This window comes from Peribacillus sp. NJ4 (assembly GCF_030348345.1).
GTDB lineage: Bacteria > Bacillota > Bacilli > Bacillales > DSM-1321 > Peribacillus.
Map to the genome: position 1 here is coordinate 4,012,092 of NZ_JAUCFQ010000001.1, position 19,178 is coordinate 4,031,269.

Below are 19,178 nucleotides of genomic sequence, written 5' to 3' on the forward strand. Positions count from 1 at the left end.
GGATATTATTTTGTATATCAAATGAGTAAAAAGGTTTTAACAGAAAAAGAGATTGAAGTACTTTCAAATAATCCTTACGTGAAACCCGTGGGCTTTAAAGAAATCACTTATATGGACGATTTCAATCAAATTTCCATTTAAATATTCAGTTACCAAGTGATTCAGAAGGAAAAGACAAAAAAGTGCATTCCGCAGCGCGGAATGCACTTTTTTTATTTCTTTGGCAATGGATTTGTTGAAACCTTTTCGAAAAACCGCTCTACATATTCGAAATCCGTGTAAAAGAACAATAATAGGTCACCCGGTTGTGATGCTTCCCAGGCTTTTACGAATGCATCCAATTCATTAGGTTCGATGAATGTTCGATCTTTATGTAACCCTGCTTCTACGGCAGCTTCCTGAAGCAGCCCGGCTACTTCGAAAGGCTCCCTTCCCCGCAAATCGTCGTCTTCTTTAATGATGAACAAATCAGAATTCATGGCCGCCACCTTGGAGAGCCTGATAAGCTCATCATCAATACGGTCACCCGGTCCGGCCAAAACAGTAATTAGACGATTTTTATTATAGGCACTGACCGTTTCGAATATGGCCTTTAATCCTGCTTCATTATGGGCATAGTCGATGATGATCGTTCGCTCTTTCAACTTTTTTAAATTGAAACGCCCTTTGGACAAATTGGTATCAGGCATAAATGTGACAGCCTTTCTCCTTAGTTCTTCCATGGAGATCCCTTGTGTTTCGGCTGCGGCTAACGCCTGAAGTAAGTTGGCGATATTATGACGTGCCATGCCGTTAATCGTTATTGGTATCATGGAGCAATCCATAAATTGATGGATGACACCATCAGATGAATGACAGATCATGCCTTGTTCATTGACGTACCAAACTTTACAACCACCATTTATCGCTGCCTTCACGTGAGGCTGGGTGGCATCTATAGAGGTATAAATGACCTCCCCATCTGTATAAGCGTTCATGGCAGCTACATTCGGATCATCTGCATTCAGTACACAATAGCCTGTTTTCAGCACAACTTCTGCTACCAGCCTCTTTAATTTTATCAGATCATCCAATGTATCGATTCCATCACGGCCAAGGTGATCCTCACTCACATTAGTAATGATCCCCACATCACATTTACGAAAAGCCAGACCTTCACGCAGAATGCCTCCCCGGGCCGTTTCCAAAACGGCTACATCAACTTCAGGATGGCCCAACACCATTCTTGCACTGACCGGGCCACTGCAGTCACCTTGATCCAATACCTCATCGCCGATATATACTCCATCAGAATTCGTCATACCTACCTTTGTTTTTTCATTAGTAAGAAAATAATGAACCAATCGGGTGGTTGTCGTCTTTCCATTTGTTCCGGTCACTGCGATGATCGGTATAGCTGCCTCTTCCCGAGTCGGAAATAAATAATCGACAATGGCTTTGCCTACATCCCTTTTTTCCCCTTCACTCGGATAATGATGCATTCGAATTCCCGGTGCAGCATTCACTTCAATAATTGCAGTCCGTGAATGTTCGATCGGTTTTGATATATCCTCACAGATAAAATCTATTCCGGCTATATCCAAACCAATCGCTTTCGCGGCAGCAACCGCCATATTCCTAATGCTTGGATGGACCTGGTCCGTTACATCGATTGCCTTTCCACCAGTCGAAAGATTTGCATTGCCGACAACTTGAACCAATTCCCCTTGGTTCGGAATGGTATCCAGCGTCCGGTTCGATTTTTCCAAGTAACACGTAACGGTATGTGTAAGCGGAATTCTTGACATCGGCTTTTCATGACCTTCCCCCCGCAATGCATGACGATTTTCCTTTTCTATCAAATTGCGTATTGTTTCCTTACCGTTTCCAATAATATAAGGAGGAAGCCTCAAACTAGCGGCTATAAGTTCTCCATTGACTATCAGTAACCGATAATCATGTCCTTCAATATGCCGTTCGACAATGTACTTCTCCACATGCGGCTCCAAACAATTGATGACATTGAATAGTTCATCCTTATTTTTGATATGGGTGATGACACCTTGCCCTTGTCTCCCATTATACGGTTTTATGACCAGTGGGAAACCCAGCTTGCCCGCCGAGGTAAAGATATCTTCAATGGAATGGGCAACTTCACCTTCAGGTATAGGAAGGCCACACCCTCTTAAAATTGATTTGGTCATTGATTTATCACATGAATTCTCAACTGCAATATTCGATGTCTGGCTAGAAATTGTCGCCTGGACATACTTCTGCCTTGAACCCGTTCCTAAACGTAGTAAACTTTCATCACCCATTCGCTCGACAGGGATATTTTTTGCTTGTGCAGCCTTAAAAATGGCTTCGGTACTTGGCCCCAGTTTATTTCTATAATATAACTGCTCTATTTGTTTTACATAAGATTGTACATTTATAAGTTTTTCACCATTCAGGATGGCTTCCACGATATCTTTCGCTGCTAAAAAAGCTTGAAGTCCCGAGTGAGGCTCCTGATAGTCAAAGGTAACATAATAAAAACCCTTCTTTTCCATCATTATCGTTTTTCCACGAATGGCTTCGATGCCGGCCAAGTTTTGAAGTTCAATCGTCATATGCTCCAATATATGTCCCATCCATGTTCCTTTTCTCAGCCTTTCGGCGAAACCGCCTCGATACCCTTTTGAACATGAATGGCTTCCCAAGTTCGGGAGCGCCTTTAACAATTTTTCATTGAATCCAGGTATTGAATCAGATGGTTTCTGTTCCAGTTCCCCTATATCCAATTCAATGCAAATCGTCGGTGTATAAGCAAAATAATTAGGTCCTTTTAAATAACGGACTCGATTGATTATCATTGTTGGATCCCCTTTTTCATCAACAATTTCCTGGTAAGCAGATCAAAACGGTATCCCCTGGTTAGTGCATGAAGGTTAAATCCCGAAAGAGTCAACTCTTCACTACCATTATCAGAAGATGTGATATTGATATAATCACTATTGCTGCCATCAAGAACCAATACTTGATGTTGGCCAAAGACTTCAAAATGACCGTCTTTTACTAAAATTGCTGTATTTTCATCAATTCCGATACCCATAATTTCTTTATTCCCTGCTATCGCACTTAACAGTCGGTCAAAGCGGCCACGCTGGGAAAAGTGTTGATCAATTATCAGGCCGTCAAGGAAGCCGAAACCCATCCCAATCTCAACCTTTAACTTATTATCATTCAGCATCGTGTCGGCAGCAACGATCATATGCTTACCTAAAATGGAAGCTCCAGCACTTGTCCCTGCTATCACCATTCCATTATGCCAGGCTTTAGAAAGGGCATTGTGAAATTTGGATTTTCCAATCAACTCAGACAACCGGCTTTGGTTTCCTCCAGAAATGAAGATAGCGGAAAAAGAGGTCAGCTGTTCACAAATCGCCGGATCGTCTGCATCCTGCCTTGAATCCAGCTTGATCACTTCCACCCTGTCCACGCCTAAATCCCTGAAAACCTTGATATACTCCGTACTCACTTCTTCAGGAATTTCACTCGCTGTAGGCAATATTCCTATTCCGCCATCTGAACGGATTGCAAGCTGGACAAATTTATTTAATACTTCACCTTCAAGGCATTTATCCTCTGCCCCGCCAATGATAAGTAATTCACCACAATTCATTCCTCATACTCACCTTTACAAATGGATTAAGATCATGAAATTGCTCTATACAGAACACATAATGACTAGTATGGCAACTTGTCCTAGTCTTCATTCATAAAAATGGTAAACTGTAGAATTTTGTTTAACTTAATGAAAAGAGAGGAAAAGTAATAGAGTAAATAATAAAAGGAGTGTGCAAAGATGAGCCAAAACCAATTAAAAGAAAAAGTATTGAACATCATCCGTGATCATAAAATAGGAGTTTTATCATCTGTAGAAAATAACAAACCACATTCACGCTATATGACATTTTTTAACGAAGAATTAACTTTATTCACACCAACGAGTGCAAATACGGAAAAAATTGATGAAATTGAAAAGAATCCTAATGTCCATATCCTGATTGGCTATGAAAATGAAGGATTAGGCGATTCATACTTAGAAATCTCAGGAACCTCGAAAATTAACGATTCACAGGAACTGAAGGATAAATTTTGGAATGAGTCTTTTAAAGATTGGTTTGACGGTCCGAAAGATCCAAATTATTTAATCCTTCAAATTAAGCCCGAGAGCATCCGATTGATGAACAACAATGGTGAACCTTCACAAGAATTATCATTATAAATGAATTATTATTTGGCATTTACGAGTCAATGAGCAAAATTCACGAGTAAATGTGCAAAACTCACAAGTATTTGACCGAAACTCACGAGTAAAATGGCAAAACTCACGAGTATTTGACCGAAACTCACGAGTAAATGGCAAAATTCACGAGTATTTGACCGAAACTCACGAGTAAAATAAAGTTTGTTATAAAAATCAGTTAAAAACCCGTACTCATATGACATGAGTGCGGGCTTTTTTCACGATTAGACCAATTCTGATTGGATATAATGCAAAATGAGATTGGCTGTATGCTTTAAAGAAGAGACGTGTGTCCTCTCGAAGGCATGGGAAGCATCAATCCCCGGTCCGATCAGACCATGTACGACATCATATCCTGCCCGGATTGCAGCCGAAGCGTCCGATCCATAATACGGATAAATATCGACGCGATAGTCAACAGCATTCGCTTGGGCAAGTGTGACCAGATGCTGACGTAATTTATAATGATACGGACCCGAGGAGTCTTTAGCGCAAATGGAAACGCTGAATTCATCCGTCGTTTGTCCACTACCGATCGCGCCCATATCGACAGCTAGATATTCGACTGTTTTCTCTGGGATATTGGAATTGCCTCCATAGCCGATTTCTTCATTGTTGGAAATCAGGAAATGGGTCGTATATGCCAATTTAATCTTACCTGCGGAAATGAGGTCAATGATATGAAGGAGGATGCCAACGCTAGCCTTATCATCCAAATGCCTTGATTTTAAAAAGCCTGTATCCGTCAATTCCACTCTAGGTTCAAAGGAAACAAAATCTCCAACAGATATACCGATGGCCTCCGTTTCCGCTTTATTTTTCACGATAGCATCTATACGGACTTCAATTGTCTCATCATCGCGCTTGGCATCCCCGGCATTTTTATATACATGGACAGAGGTCTGATTGATTAAAATGGTGCCGGTGATAATGGTCCCATCAGCTGTATGGATTCTACAATACTCCCCTTCCACTGAGTTCCAGCGGAAACCGCCGATCATCGTCAATTTAAGGCGGCCATTCGCCTTGATTTCCTTCACCATGGCTCCCAGGGTATCGACATGGGCAGTCAGCAATCGATGTTTGCCATCATCTTCTCCTTTTAATGAAGCAAGTAGTGCACCTTTATTCGTGATTTTGTAAGGAATCTGCCTCTTCTCCATGAATTCGGCCGCATATTTAATGGCTTGCTCCGTAAAGCCGGAGGGGCTGGGTATTGATACCAATTCTTTTATGTAAGATACGATTTCCTTTTCTTCGATAACACTCATGCATATCGCTCCTTTCTTCTTTGTCCATTATATCTTTTCATGGCAACTTTTAACATATTAAAAGACCGTCAAAAGACGGTCCTTTAATCGATTTAACTCATATGGGCCAGGACAGGCAAAATGGCCATAATTAGTGTTGAAATGCCATATAACGCTAAATTCTCCATATGCACTTTTCTTTTCCACTTATCGCGCCATACTTTGTATCTGCTCATATCTTCGTTCCTCATAAAAAAAACCTCCTTCATGATGAAAGTTCAACTTACTTTAACTGTCTTTGTTTGTTGGACATTTCCTTCATATATTCCAAGAAGGCAATTCTCTTTTCGTCTGGATAGGCTACAATGTCTGCAATGATTTCCTCTTCAAGAGGTTTCAGTAAACGGCCAACCGATTCAGTAAACAATATTTCTAACTCTCTCTTTGTTTCATTAGGATTTCTCACTTCCATCAACATCACCCTTCCAATTACTTACTATTATGTATTTAACCTTAATACACACCTTTGAAACGTAAAAAAAATCGGCCGCCCATGCAGGCAGCCGATTGGATTCATCAATTAAATTATTTAGTTACACCCACATTATGCCACTGATATTGGCGGCCTGCAAGGAAATCATAACCAGTAACTCGATCATTGACTCCAGCCAACTGATAACGGAATAATGTCGGAATTACTGGTACCTCTTCATGAATCAATTCCTGCCACTCATTGTAGGTATCGATCCTATATTGATCATCGAAGGCCTCCTCTGAAATCCCTTTAGCAAGAAGCTCATCATTTTTTTCATTTACCCAGCGAGTATAGTTAAATTCTGCAGATCTGGACCATAAGCCTGATGGATCCGGATCGGAAGCGACTCCCCATGCAGCTTGATAAATATCAACTTTGTCATTATCCTTTTTCAGTAGGTCATAGAATGAATTGAACTCATGCAGCCTTCCATCCTGCAATTCAACATCCAATCCGACTTGTTCCCATTGTTGGATATAATACCTTGCAAGAGGTTCGGAAACATCGGAGCCACTCATGGAAGCAAAGTTGATCTTGAACTCTTTTCCATCCGCATCTTCACGAATGCCATCCTTATTCGTATCTACGAATCCTGCTTCATCCAAAAGTTTTTTAGCTTTTTCAGGATCATATTCATATGCTTTTACATCTTTATTGTTATATTTAAAGTTTGGTGTAATGACCGAGTTGGCAGGGAATCGGAGGCCCTTGTACATTTTTTCGCCAACTTCTTCATTATTGATTGCATATGCCATCGCCTGACGAAGGCGTTTGTCTCCGAATTTTGGATTCTCATCCATAACATTTTCTTCTTTTTCCTTATCATAATGACCGAAATTGAAACCAATATAGGTATAAGCCAATTCAACTTTCCCCAATAATTCGACATTATCCAATTCCTTGGCCTGGTCATATTGCTCAGCCAGGACCTCCGCTACATCGAGGTCACCATTTTCAAGTGACTTAACGACAATAGACGGATTCACGACTTTCAATGTGACACTGTCCAATTTAGGTGCACCACGGTAATAATCTTTATTCGCTTCGAATTCGACGGCTTCCCCTTGGACGATTTTCTTCACTTTAAATGGTCCAAAACCAATCGGATTTTTACGGATTTTATCTGAAGATTCCAACTCGGCAATTGGAACATCTTTTAAGTATTCTTTATGGAGCGGGTATGTCCATAATCCAGTCGTGACGGAAGGGTTCGCTTTCTTGAAAGTGAAAGTAATTTTCTTGTCGTCCACTTTAATGCCTGAAATCTTATCCGCTTTCCCTTCATGATACTCTTCCATACCCTCGATTAAAGCCATTTGTTCATCATAACGTACACCTTTGTAATCTTTGCTTCCCATGACAAGATATGCATATTCTAAATCCGCACCTGTCACAGGCTTGCCATCTTGCCATTTCACATTATCCTTAATCGTCAGGGTAACCGTTTTATGATCGTCTGAAATCTCATAGGAAGCGGCACCTTCATTCGTGTATACATAGTTTTCGTCTGTATCCAATAAATCCTCATCAAAGAATGTGATAACTTGGTTATCGGGGTCGCCTTGATAGAAAACTTTGTTCAAAATCCCTTCAAACGGGGTATCGGATACCAATCCATATGTCAAATGGCCGCCTTCAATCGGCTCTCCTTGATTAGTCGTCTTTGTCGGGAATTTAGAGGTATCGACCTGTTCGACATCTTTCCCTTTTTTCTCTTTCGTTGACGATTTCTCCGTATCGTTCGAACATGCAGCAAGCAGTAGAGACGAAATGGCCAATGCACTTAATACCTTACTATAGCTTTTGATTTTCATATCATACACTCCCCTTTTTTTATGCTCTTCTTTGTCTTGCATCGGCGGCGCGCTTTAACGCTTGACCAACGAAATTTATACTCAGCATCAACACTAAAATCATGAGTGATGCGGGTACCCATATCCACCACTTGTTTTCCAGAACATCTGGATTTCGAGCATAACTGATGAGCGTCCCGAGACTCGGTGAGCTCTCCGGAAGACCGAACCCTAAGAAAGTCAAACTGGATTCTAGGCCAATATTGCCTGCAAGGTTCAAAATGAAGTTAACGATGATCAGTGAACTGACATTGGGCAGAAGCTGAAAAAGGATGATTTTCCAATGTGGCGTCCCAAGTGTCTGAGAGGCATGGATATAATCCAGCTCACGCTCTGACAAAGCCTTTGAACGAATCAGCCTTGCTTTTCCAGTCCATAAAAACATCGTCATGATTAAAATGAAAACATATACATTGAAGATCGGAACTATCGTGACTACAACGATGATGAACATCAATTGCGGTAGGGAAATCACGAAATCGATAACACGCATGATCACATTATCGGTTGCCCCTCCAAAGTAGCCAGCAAGTAGCCCTAATGATAAACCGATGATAGCCGTGAATAATGTAATGAATAAACTGATCGTGAATGAATTTCTGGTACCTATTATCAGTTGCCCGAATACATCCCGGCCACCATAATCGGTTCCAAGCCAATAGTCTGAAGATGGTTCCATATAAATGGAGAGGAAATCGACCTTGGCTATTTCCTTGGCATCCATGAAGAGCGACGCCCCGTAAACGAAAAGCAATATGGCTGCTAATATAATCAATGAGCCCATTGCAAGCTTGTCTTTTTTGATTTCCTCCCAGATGATTTTAATTCCTGAAGGGCTCACATCTTTCACTTGTATGTTCTTTCCGGTTTCCACTTTCATTTCCATACGACTCACCCCGCTCCTATTCTATCCGTATGCGCGGATCGACCGCACTAAGTATGATGTCCGAAAGAAGAGTGCCAAGCAGAGTGGCAAATCCCGTCATCATGACGATAGCCGTGACAACGCTGAAATCCCGCAGACTGACTGAACTAAGGAAAAGCTGACCTAGTCCCGGATAACTGAAAATGGTCTCGATTATGACCGCGCCGCCGATTAATCCAGTAATTTCATAACCTAAGAATGCCGCTATCGGTAAAAAGGAATTCCTAAGGATATGCCGTGAATATACTTTTGATTCAGGCACTCCCTTCGAACGCGCAGTCCTTACGAAATCCTTGATTTTATTATCGATGATTTCATTTCGCAAGTATTGGATCGTGCTTGTTGTTGCAATTAAAGCTGTACTTAAAGCTGGTAAAATCAAATGATTGATCTTACTTACAACATAGGCGAATGTTCCTTCATCCACTTTGGAATCGACACTGCCACCAGACGGGAACCAATCCAAGGCAAATCCGAAAACGAATAACATGATTAAAGCAAAAATGAAAATCGGTGTACCAAACCCTACATAGCTATAACCCGTAACGGTTTTATCCACCCAGGTATCGTTATACCTTCCGCTAAGTATGCCTAATGGAATTGCAAGCATATATGTAAAGATCAGAGTGACCAACGCCAGGAACACCGTGTTCCAAAGCCTGTCTTCGATAACATCCATGACGGGCGTTTTATGTGTATAGGAAATACCGAAATCCCCCTGTACAGCATTGGATGCCCACCTTAAATATTGTTGGTACCAAGGGTCATTCAAACCCAGTTCCTCCCTTATCCTATCAAGCTCGGCTGGATTGGCCCTAGGGTTGATTTCCTGGCCTGACAAAGCATCTCCCGGCATTGCTTTTGCCATCATGAATACGATGATGCTCAATAAAAAGAGCTGCGGGATCATTACTAATAAACGTCTAAGGATAAACTTCCACATATTCTTTTCACCTCCTTATTGTAATGCGACTCTATGCGTCGGTGAGATCGGCTTCAAATCGTAAGCACGTCCATTCTCATCGAAATATCTTGAGTAGGTTGACTCATATTCTGAGGTGAGTTTTTTTCTTAGCTGCACTTTATCCTCGCGAACTTCCGGCTCTAAATCCGGAATGGCGGCAATCAGGCGTTTCGTGTATATATGTTGGGGATTTTCATAGATTTCCTCACTTTTACCTTCCTCTACCAATCTACCGCGATACATAACGCCCATCCGGTCACACATATGCCGGATTACACCTAAATCATGCCCGACAAATAAATAAGTCAAATTGAATTCCTGTTGGAGATCCTGAAGGAAATTCAATACCTGAGCCTGAACGGAAACATCCAGGGCTGATACCGGTTCATCGGCAATGATCAGTTTAGGTTTTAATGTCAAGGATCTGGCAATCCCAATCCGTTGGCGCTGCCCACCTGAAAATTCATGTGGATACTTGTGGATCGATTCCGGACTGAGTCCGACTTTGTCCAAGAAGTCCTGAACGATTTTCTTTTCCTCTGCAGGGGATAACCGTTCGAAATTCCTCAGCGGTTCGGCAATGATGTCCAGTACCCTCTTCTTGGGATTCAATGATGAATACGGGTCTTGGAAAATCATTTGGATATCTTTTCTGAATGGTTTAATCTCTTTTCTACTTAAAGATGCTAAATCCCTGCCTTCAAACAGGATTTGTCCGGAAGTCACATCATTCAGCTTGACAACTGCCTTGCCTGTCGTGGACTTGCCGCTTCCGGATTCCCCGACCAAACCATATGTTTCCCCTTGCTCCAACTCAAAGGAAACACCGTCCACGGCCCTTACGTGATCGACCACCCTTCGGAAAAAACCGCCCCTAATTGGAAAATGCACTTTTAAATTATCTACTTTGAGTAATGTCATGGGTCGATGCATCTCCTTCAGCTTGAAAATAAAATTCTTTATAGCAGGTACACCTTACAAAATGTTCGTTGCCCACATCGTGAAGTCGGGGCGACTCTTCATGTGCATGTTTTGGTATCCAAGGAATCCTATCTTGGAAACGACATCCTATCCTATCCATTTTCGCAATCGATGGAACGATTCCCTCAATAACATGCAAACGGTTTTTCTCGTTTGCAGCCGAAGGAATCGAATTTAATAACGACCTCGTATATGGATGCAGCGGATTGTTGAATATCGTTTTGACACTTCCCGTTTCCACCACCTGACCTGCATACATGACAACGATCCTGTCAGCAACCTCTGCTACGACGCTCAGATCATGTGTAATTAAGATGATTCCCATTTTTGTCCTGCTTTGGATATCTTTCAGCAGATCAAGTATTTGCGCTTGAATCGTAACATCCAGTGCCGTGGTGGGTTCATCGGCAATGACCAGTGCAGGGTTACAAGCAATGGCAATCGATATCATCGCCCTTTGCCGCATTCCACCCGAGAGCTCATGCGGATATTGCTTGTACGTCCGTTCAGGATAAGGAATTCCTACTTGTGTCAAAAGTTCGATCGTCCTGTTCTTTTTTTCCTCACTGGAAAGTTCAGTATGGTAATCAAGATTCTCCTCGATCTGTTTTCCTATGGTCATGAGCGGGTTCAACGCCGTTAGAGGTTCCTGAAATATCATACCCAATTCCTTACCACGGACTTTATTCATTTGCATATCATTCAACTTTAGTAGATTTTGGCCTTTATAATTAATGTTTCCTTGGGATTTCGTTCTCTGCTTATTATGTAATTGCATGATAGATAAAGCCAATGCACTCTTTCCACAACCTGATTCTCCAACAACTGCTACAATTTCATTTTCATTCACCGTAAACGAAACATCATCCACCGCTGCATGATATTTGTTACCGATTCGAAATGAGGTAGTTAGGTTCTCTATTTGCAAAATAGCTTTCTTCATCCTTGCCCCCCTAAACTATTTTTTTGGGAAAATAATTAATCTTCTGATAATTATTTAAAATTTTAATCAATTTTTTACAATTATACAATAGTTTTATTGCAAAATAATCACATTTTTTTCATATTTTATAACTTTAGGAATAATTTTCTGCAATAAAAAATCATTTCCTTTACAACTGTTATACAGTAAAGTTTTGAAGTCCTATTAATTGCATAGAACCAATATTTTTTTCTTTATTATTTCGAAATAACTATTCTATAGATCATACCTCTAAATTGAACTTGTCTTTGTACGTACCGCAGATCGATTCTGGTTAGTAATATTTTAATATTTCAGAAAAATTAGTCTATTTTTAAGAATATCATAAAAAATGTAATTATTTCATATATATTTCAATACTTTCAAAAAAACACCTAATTTTTATCAAAGGCAATGAAACCTTTTTAAAACAGATTCGTAGAAAATGGTAGAAAATAAATGATGAGGTGATTGAATGTATTCACAAACTGTACAAACATATATGCCATCCGTCATGCGGACGTTCGCTTTATCTCTTGCTGTTTCCGTTTTAGGGATGGCTCTCGGCACTTTTGTTCCACCATTCTTGTTCATTCCCTTAGCGATACTTGAGTTTGCCATGTTGATTGGAGCTTTCATCATGCGGAAGAAAAAAGCTATCGGTTACACATTCTTGTATAGTTTCACATTTATTTCAGGAATTACGACCTATCCGATCATTGCACACTATCTAGCCGCTGCAGGGGCAAATGTGGTGATCTTAGCCGGTGTGACGACGACAGTTGTATTTGGAGGACTGGCGATTTATGCTTCAACCACCAAAAGGGACCTTTCTTTCTTGGGAGGAATGTTATTTGCTGCCTTGCTTGCTTTAGTGGCCATAAGTATTTTCAACATTTTTTCTCCATTAAGCTCTACAGCCATGCTGGTCTTTTCATTTATTGGGATTTTAGTTTTCAGTGGTTATATTTTATATGATTTCAATCGAATGAAGCATTACGGGGTTACAGCGGAAGAAGTACCGCTAATGGCCTTGAATCTGTATCTAGATTTCATTAACCTTTTCATTAACATCTTACGTTTCTTTGGTATATTGGCAAGCGATGACTAAAAAGCGCGTATGATCAAACCAACAAGGTATCTTAAGAAAAGACGCTTGGACTGATCCGAGCCTCTCAGTTTGTAAACAAAAAGGTTTCGGAATGGTCTCATTCCAAAACCTTTTTTGATTTTTTATTGGATTTGAAGCAGTTATAGAGAATAGTGACCTCGCCTAGGTCATTATTCAGGACATTTCTGACCCTCGCTAAGTCCAGTTGGCCATCTTTCTTACATTCATGGCAAAGTAAGCATCGCCTGCATCGACAATTTTTCAAGTCCCCCTTTAAGTAGTCCAACGCATAACGTGCTTTTCTTTTGCCTTTACGTTTCGCATAAATATGTTTTCCTTACATTCTTGCAAAATATGGCGTGTGACCACTTTCTAATGGTCTTTAATTTCTGTACACTGTGATAAAAATGAACAATTCGCACAAATGGATTTGGATGATTTGTACTCACAATAGCCCTCTTTATTTGTTGTTATGTACTTTAAAATCTCGTCCGATGAGCAGAGATAACAATAAAAATGTTTATCGCACACATAGTCATGCTTACGGAAGAACCCTTCTCTTGTTCGAGGACGTGTATAGGAGCTGGTGTGATTTCTTTGCCAAAAAGGTAGTTTATAATGGCTGGTGTTTTGTAAGCTGCATCTGCGGCAACAGCTTCTGGTTTTCAAACTCTCTCAATAAGCTCTAAGATATGACTATCATGCATATTTCCGGGTGTTACTATCGTCCCCAACACAAATCCATTGCGGACTGCTGCCGCATGGAACGAATAGGCAAACTGTTTTGTTCGTTCAACTTTCACATAGTGGCCACTCTCAGGATCAGTTGAACTTTCTTTACTCACCTTAGTTTATTCCTTGATAATTTTAACTGGTGGAAAAGGCTCATAACTGGATTAATACTTGGGCGTCCTACCTCTGAATACATATCATTCACCAAGTCATACATGAAAGGGAAATCAATTGCTGTCTCCATATCCAAATGGTTCGATGGCACCAGTTGATCTAAAGTAATCATTTCAAGTAGATCTCGCTGAATAGATCATGTTCATTAAGTCTCCTTAACACCTCGAGTTTTAATCCTTCTATTTTAAAACAAAAAAGACTGTAGGCAAAAGGAGTTCTATCTTTCTGTTAAAACAAAGTTGATTGGAACGGAATGTACGAGACTCCTGCGGAGAAAGCGAGTGCCTGGAGAGGAAATCACATGTGACAAACTCAATTATTATCGAATTTGTCTACAGTCTGAGACGCTTGGACTTATTCAAGCGCCCAAGTTTCTTTTCACGTATTTGCCATACACCGTTATGTCCTGTAAAAACATAATTTCTGGATGTATTCAAAAATGGATGCTATTTTTCAGAACCCTGCAAATGAATAAAAGACCAAATCACGAATTTGGTCTCAATGCTTCATTAATAAGTAAGAACTGCTTAAGGCATTCGTATCTTATTTATATAATCCTGGATTTGATTGATCAGTCCATGGCAGTTTCACACCGAAGGTACTTGCAATGAATTGTGTATCTTCTCTTCTTTTTTTCCTTATTTGGGCCCGTTGTTTTGCCGATTCATTTAAATTCATTTCCATCTCTGTTTCAGGGACCAAACGCGGAACCGGTATTGGTTTACCTTCTTCATTAATGGCAACAAAGGTCAAAAAGGAAATGACGCATAAATTCCGATCTCCTGTAACTAAATCCTCTGCAATCACCTTTACGATGATTTCCATTGATGTTCTGCCCGTATAGGTCACGAAGCTTTCCAGGCAAACTGCATTTCCTTCGTGAATGGGGTGCAGGAAATCGACAGAATCGGTTGATGCCGTAACGACGTTGCTTCGCGCATGACGCATGGCGGATATAGCCGCTACATCATCAATGTATGCCATTAGCTTGCCTCCGAACATCGTACCAATGTTATTTGTATCCGGCGGGAGGACAAGGCTTGTTTTTATGACCAAAGAGTCCCGGCAATGTTTTATTTCTTCCATGGTGACTGCACTCCTTTATGTCTGATTTCTCACTAGTCCACTTTATCGAATTATTACCTGTAAATCAATTCACATGCTTATTTTCCTGCTTTTAGTCAAAATTATTCGGTTAAAATAAAGCGTCCCACTCTCACTGCCCTTTTGGCTGCTTGCCTTGTTGCAGCTCACGCAGGCTCAAACCAAATGTCATTTGTAAATGAGGATAATCCTTAAACCCTGTCCAATCCCCGCCCCAATCAAAACCTAACCCTTTAGCGATGGTTACGACTTCCATCCAATCCGACTTTCCATTATCGTTGCCGTCATAACCCATATCCCAAATGGCCTCACCTTGTTTGTTTAGGAGGGCAAAATCTATCGCCAAACCGAAATTATGAAGAGACTCCCCACCTTTTGCATTCGTTACGATGTTCCCCGTGCTTAAACGGCCTTTTTCATAGAGTTCATTTTGCTCGGCTAAAGAACGATACCCTGCCGTAATGATTACTGGGATGCCTTTGTCATTGGCCAATTGAATGAGCTCGTCTTTTTTGTCGGCGACGATCGGATTCAGCTCGTCTGTCAGTTTGATTTCATCTAAATCAGGCGGAAGCATATACTTGAACAAGAGCCCCAACAACAATCCGAAAAAGCCCAATATCAGACATGTCCTTACCCAAGTGGCTTTCACTGAAAAACCCTTCCTTTACTATAACTGTCTGAAAGTCAAAAACTCAACCAAAGACGGATGAGTTTTTTCTTCTATTATAACTTTGATTTCAATTCTTCTATTTGCATTAAATGCCGTTTTTCATGTAGTCCCACGAACGAGATCCATTGCTTCAAGCTTAATTCTTTAAACAATGGGTGGGGAAAAGACTTTTGTTTGAGATCATTTTCTTTTGCTTGGTCAACGACTCTTATAAAAGCTTTGCGAGTTTCGGACAACTTATCCTTAACCTCATTCAAAGTTTGGAATGATTCTGACGGAATGACAAATGGCGGGGCCTGAACCTTCACTTCACGATTTAATGTAAGCTCGATCGGTTTATCAACAGCCGGAGTGCTATCGTCGCTTTTCAATTTATCGGCAATGCTCTTTGTTATGGCCCGTTCCATTAAATATAAATGATCCAACACCTGAATGATGCTCCATCGTCCTGCTTCAGGATGCGCGTTCAGCTGTTCATCCGATAGTCCGTTGACCGTATTTAAGAGTTCTTCCCTGATTTTTTCATTATCATTCATCTTTAGCATCTCCTCTTATAAGCCTGGCTAATCTCCTATAATTATTCCATGACCTATATGAATGTGTAAAATAATAATACTTTTTGACAGAAACGAACCGATTAATAGTTGTCTATTTTTTGAACAGCTCTATGATAGTCATAAAGGTAAAATTCGCCTAATATAAAGGACTATCAAAATTCATCAAGGGTATTCTAAATAGGAGTGATCGCCATCATTGGAGGATACTCCATTCAGCCACAAAAGCAGATACAAGCATCCCAGATCTTTGCAGTTCTCTTCCCAACTAAAGGCCATATCAAATTCCTAGCGACTTATGCAGGTAAAAATGCACAGAAAGCATTCTGTGCATTTTTGCTTTCATTTGAAATCATAACTTTCCAGAACCCGATTCGTAATGAGTTGATACCCTTTTTCATTCGGATGTATCTTATCACTGAAATACTCTGTTTTCTTTTTATTTTCAAAAAGATCATTTGTAGGAATGAATACCATCCGATCATCCTTTTCCGCTATTCTCTTTATTGCTTGGTTATAATCTAGAATGTGTTTTTCAAGTTTTTCATTGTCTTTAATTGGGCTATATAGCCCTACTACCAGTATATCCGCTTTATCGTTTGCCTTTATCAGGGTTGATATAATCTTATCCAGATGGTTGATATACTCCCGTTTACCATCATCGATTTTTCGGTCACTTATTTTCTCCAAGTTCCCGCCGTTACTATTGATCAAGTCATTCGTTCCAATATAAACGATGAAAGTATCGGCTTTATCAAGTTTCGTTTTAATGCGGTAATCATCAAGCTGCTTCATTACCCCATCCGTTTCCTGACCTTTTATACCGTAATTCCAAAAACTCACTTTTTGTTCCGATTCCGGATTATTCAATTCATCCTCCAGACCGTCTACATATCCTTCCCCGTCCTTATCCCCTTTTCCATAGGTTAACGAATCTCCAAAAGCCATCACCCTTTGTACATCTTTCGCTTCCGAGGCTTGAAATTTATATGCCGCGAAACAAATTATTAGTACAATAATTAATAAACCTGCTATTTTTTTCATTTGCTTCTCCTTTTGTCTATTTACTATGAAGTATTTAATCTTTTAAATACCCAAAAATCTGTAGTCCTAACATATAAAATGAATTGTCAGATAAAGAGCAAAGAGTGTATGATAGTATAAAACTTTCAATGGATTGGGTTTCATTCACCGTCCCTTAATAAAAAACCGGCGATACCCTTTATTCTGGAGATAGAATATAGATAGGAGTTTAAATCATGGAAGAGCACATAGAGTTTAGAGAGGCAGAACTATCGGACTTACCCAGGATCGTTGAAATATATAATTCGACAATTGCTTCAAGAATGGTCACGGCGGATACGGAACCTGTATCCGTACAATCGAGGGTTACATGGTTTGAGGAACATGATTCAGAAAGTCGACCGCTATTTATCATTATTATAGAAGGGGAAACTGCTGGATGGATGAGCTTTCAATCGTTCTATGGGCGGCCGGCCTATAATTCCACGGCTGAAATCAGCATTTATATTGATGATTATTTCCGGGGAAAAGGAATCGGACAAATTTCGATTCAAAAGGCAATTGATGTTAGCCCAAAATTAGGGGTGAAGACTCTATTAGGTTTCATTTTTGCCCACAATGCACCAAGCCTGAAGCTTTTTTCCAAATTCGGGTTTGAAAAATGGGCACATTTACCTCAAGTTGCCGAGCTGGATGGCATTGAACGAGATTTGATCATTCTTGGTAAACGTGTCGATATTTAAATATATTTATTTAAAAGCTATTGCCTTGTGTAGTAGCTTTTTTCTCTGATTAAACGAGGACGAAATAGTGAATTTAGAAATACCTATATACTCTCTGGAGGGAAAAATATTCAGATTCTCTTTTATTTGTCAACGCATTTAACAGCGCATCCAATTCTTGACTTGCTTGAACAGTTAGAAGACTTGTAAAACCATAAACTGCTGCCAATTTGATCATTTCCTCTCTCTTTTCTTCTACTTTTTCTATAGTTACCTTCCGACAAATCATATAAACACCTCCTAATTTTTCAATATTTTTACACTTTCATCATAATGAAACTCGTAGTTAAAATCAACTATTTTCCGGAAATTAAATGTGTTATTTCATAGGTTAAATGTGACAAAAAGCCTATTTCAGTCTCTAATTATGTATATTTTGTGACATCCTATATATAAACCTAAATAAAAAAAGCATCCACAAGTGTGATACATTGCGAATGCTTACATCATATCCCTATCCCACGAACCCAAAATATAGTCTATCGCTTACTATGTCATCCATTCCGAAGGAGACTCGTTATTAGGTCTATTTATAACAATCTTATATTCATCTTCAAGTACTTTTAACGGGGCATCGTAAAGGTGCCTTTCATCAGAGGTTTTGTATACTCCATTGGCCAATAACTCTTCAATAAGCTTTGCCTTCCTCTGTTCAATCCTCTTAAATAATTCCGCCATGTAAATGGCTCCTTTCCTAGTCATCATAAAGCCTGCTTCTAGTTGAGCTAAACTGTATTAACTGGTTTGATTTTCACCAAATTATATATACCTTTATTATTATGTCACTAAACGTTATTCCGCAAAAATAAAAGCCTCTTCTAATTCAAGAAGAGGCTGACAGTGTCCGTACGGCTCTTCTTATCTTCCAAGCATATGCTTGTTGGATTTAGCACAGTTCCCAAAATGGGTCTGCTGCCGAGGTTTCTTTGGGCCAAGTCCCTCCACCTCTCTGGATAAGAATTCAATATATAATTGATGTAGACATGATTTTATCCCAATAATCATCAAATGTCAATTACCTGGATCTCCCTTTTTTCCTGAGCCATAAAGGATTCCCTCTTTCAAATACGGGTTGCATTTTCTTGTCTTTCTGATATGATGTCAGTAATTACATACAATTCACACCACTAGGGGAGTCTTTTTTAAGACTGAGATGGAATTAGTTCCGGACCCTTTGAACCTGAACCGGCTCATACCGGCGGAGGGAAGTGGATGATATCGTCCATTTACAGACTTTATCCATCTACCCCGTTCCGTATTCAGGAGCGGGTTTTTTTATTGGGTGT

The 19,178-nt window shown here is 40.0% G+C and carries 20 protein-coding genes, 1 pseudogene and 2 riboswitches; of the genes and pseudogenes, 3 read left to right on the forward strand and 18 right to left on the reverse strand.

The annotated features are described in order from the left end of the window. Positions 1-212: 212 nt before the first annotated feature. Together cphA and QUF94_RS19940 are read right to left on the reverse strand one after the other, a co-directional pair. Entirely contained in the window at positions 213-2,834 is a 2,622-nt protein-coding gene (gene cphA, locus QUF94_RS19935; protein ID WP_289317358.1) for a cyanophycin synthetase, read from the reverse strand. Further along, complete coding sequence (locus QUF94_RS19940) at positions 2,831-3,643, reverse strand: cyanophycinase (protein WP_289317359.1); 813 nt, start codon at positions 3,641-3,643, stop codon at positions 2,831-2,833. The genes cphA and QUF94_RS19940 overlap by 4 nt, the downstream gene beginning before the upstream one ends. Positions 3,644-3,826: 183 nt before the next feature. Here QUF94_RS19940 and QUF94_RS19945 point away from each other — a divergent pair, with 183 nt between their 5' ends. After that, positions 3,827-4,249, forward strand: a complete 423-nt coding sequence (locus tag QUF94_RS19945; protein ID WP_289317360.1) for a pyridoxamine 5'-phosphate oxidase family protein — start codon at positions 3,827-3,829, stop codon at positions 4,247-4,249. 26 nt (positions 4,250-4,275) lie between these two features. Here QUF94_RS19945 and QUF94_RS19950 read toward each other — a convergent pair whose 3' ends face one another. From QUF94_RS19950 to QUF94_RS19990, 9 genes are all read right to left on the reverse strand, one after another. Continuing rightward, complete coding sequence (locus QUF94_RS19950) at positions 4,276-4,473, reverse strand: hypothetical protein (protein ID WP_289317361.1); 198 nt, start codon at positions 4,471-4,473, stop codon at positions 4,276-4,278. Between the two features lie 21 nt (positions 4,474-4,494). Next, positions 4,495-5,541 carry a M42 family metallopeptidase gene (locus QUF94_RS19955; protein WP_289317362.1) on the reverse strand — a complete coding sequence of 349 codons (1,047 nt, stop codon included), beginning with the start codon at positions 5,539-5,541 and terminating at the stop codon, positions 4,495-4,497. A gap of 92 nt (positions 5,542-5,633) precedes the next feature. Then, positions 5,634-5,771, reverse strand: coding sequence for a hypothetical protein (locus tag QUF94_RS19960; RefSeq protein WP_289317363.1), 138 nt, complete (start codon positions 5,769-5,771; stop codon positions 5,634-5,636). Between the two features lie 32 nt (positions 5,772-5,803). Then, the gene (locus QUF94_RS19965; protein WP_034314269.1) at positions 5,804-5,992 is read right to left on the reverse strand and encodes a hypothetical protein; all 189 of its coding nucleotides are present in this window, start codon (positions 5,990-5,992) and stop codon (positions 5,804-5,806) included. 113 nt (positions 5,993-6,105) lie between these two features. Continuing rightward, a complete protein-coding gene (gene opp4A, locus QUF94_RS19970) occupies positions 6,106-7,869 on the reverse strand; it encodes an oligopeptide ABC transporter substrate-binding protein (protein ID WP_289317364.1) in 1,764 nt (587 codons plus the stop codon). 19 nt (positions 7,870-7,888) lie between these two features. After that, on the reverse strand, positions 7,889-8,788 hold the full coding sequence (locus QUF94_RS19975) for an ABC transporter permease (protein ID WP_421157033.1): 900 nt from the start codon (positions 8,786-8,788) through the stop codon (positions 7,889-7,891). A 22-nt stretch (positions 8,789-8,810) separates the two neighbouring features. Next, a complete protein-coding gene (gene opp4B, locus QUF94_RS19980; protein WP_214743605.1) occupies positions 8,811-9,776 on the reverse strand; it encodes an oligopeptide ABC transporter permease in 966 nt (321 codons plus the stop codon). 15 nt (positions 9,777-9,791) lie between these two features. Continuing rightward, positions 9,792-10,718, reverse strand: a complete 927-nt coding sequence (locus QUF94_RS19985) for an ABC transporter ATP-binding protein (protein WP_289317366.1) — start codon at positions 10,716-10,718, stop codon at positions 9,792-9,794. Continuing rightward, positions 10,696-11,721 (reverse strand): ABC transporter ATP-binding protein, encoded by a 1,026-nt coding sequence (locus tag QUF94_RS19990; RefSeq protein ID WP_289317367.1) that lies wholly within the window; start codon positions 11,719-11,721, stop codon positions 10,696-10,698. Before QUF94_RS19990 ends, QUF94_RS19985 begins: the two co-directional genes overlap by 23 nt. Positions 11,722-12,214: 493 nt before the next feature. Between QUF94_RS19990 and QUF94_RS19995 the strand changes: the two genes are divergently transcribed. Next, positions 12,215-12,850, forward strand: coding sequence for a Bax inhibitor-1/YccA family protein (locus QUF94_RS19995; RefSeq protein WP_289317368.1), 636 nt, complete (start codon positions 12,215-12,217; stop codon positions 12,848-12,850). Between the two features lie 195 nt (positions 12,851-13,045). Here QUF94_RS19995 and QUF94_RS20000 read toward each other — a convergent pair. The 5 genes and pseudogenes from QUF94_RS20000 to QUF94_RS20020 all read right to left on the reverse strand — a co-directional run. Further along, positions 13,046-13,737, reverse strand: a pseudogene (locus QUF94_RS20000) (transposase); the annotation flags it as partial. Between the two features lie 562 nt (positions 13,738-14,299). Continuing rightward, the gene (locus QUF94_RS20005) at positions 14,300-14,842 is read right to left on the reverse strand and encodes an acyl-CoA thioesterase (RefSeq protein ID WP_289317369.1); all 543 of its coding nucleotides are present in this window, start codon (positions 14,840-14,842) and stop codon (positions 14,300-14,302) included. A 130-nt stretch (positions 14,843-14,972) separates the two neighbouring features. Further along, a complete protein-coding gene (locus tag QUF94_RS20010) occupies positions 14,973-15,512 on the reverse strand; it encodes a M15 family metallopeptidase (RefSeq protein ID WP_483313666.1) in 540 nt (179 codons plus the stop codon). A 74-nt stretch (positions 15,513-15,586) separates the two neighbouring features. Then, positions 15,587-16,069, reverse strand: coding sequence for a DinB family protein (locus tag QUF94_RS20015; RefSeq protein WP_289317370.1), 483 nt, complete (start codon positions 16,067-16,069; stop codon positions 15,587-15,589). 360 nt (positions 16,070-16,429) lie between these two features. Further along, positions 16,430-17,131, reverse strand: coding sequence for a DUF459 domain-containing protein (locus QUF94_RS20020; protein WP_289317371.1), 702 nt, complete (start codon positions 17,129-17,131; stop codon positions 16,430-16,432). Positions 17,132-17,346: 215 nt separating this feature from the next. On the opposite strand from QUF94_RS20020, the gene QUF94_RS20025 reads away from it, so the two are divergent. Then, positions 17,347-17,853 carry a GNAT family N-acetyltransferase gene (locus tag QUF94_RS20025; RefSeq protein ID WP_289317372.1) on the forward strand — a complete coding sequence of 169 codons (507 nt, stop codon included), beginning with the start codon at positions 17,347-17,349 and terminating at the stop codon, positions 17,851-17,853. Between the two features lie 73 nt (positions 17,854-17,926). Here QUF94_RS20025 and QUF94_RS20030 read toward each other — a convergent pair whose 3' ends face one another. Both QUF94_RS20030 and QUF94_RS20035 read right to left on the reverse strand, forming a co-directional pair. Then, positions 17,927-18,121 (reverse strand): aspartyl-phosphate phosphatase Spo0E family protein, encoded by a 195-nt coding sequence (locus QUF94_RS20030; protein WP_289317373.1) that lies wholly within the window; start codon positions 18,119-18,121, stop codon positions 17,927-17,929. A gap of 260 nt (positions 18,122-18,381) precedes the next feature. Continuing rightward, the gene (locus QUF94_RS20035) at positions 18,382-18,570 is read right to left on the reverse strand and encodes a Fur-regulated basic protein FbpA (RefSeq protein WP_034314291.1); all 189 of its coding nucleotides are present in this window, start codon (positions 18,568-18,570) and stop codon (positions 18,382-18,384) included. A 177-nt stretch (positions 18,571-18,747) separates the two neighbouring features. After that, positions 18,748-18,852: riboswitch (SAM riboswitch) on the reverse strand. 159 nt (positions 18,853-19,011) lie between these two features. Then, positions 19,012-19,116: riboswitch (TPP riboswitch) on the forward strand. Positions 19,117-19,178 lie beyond the last annotated feature (62 nt).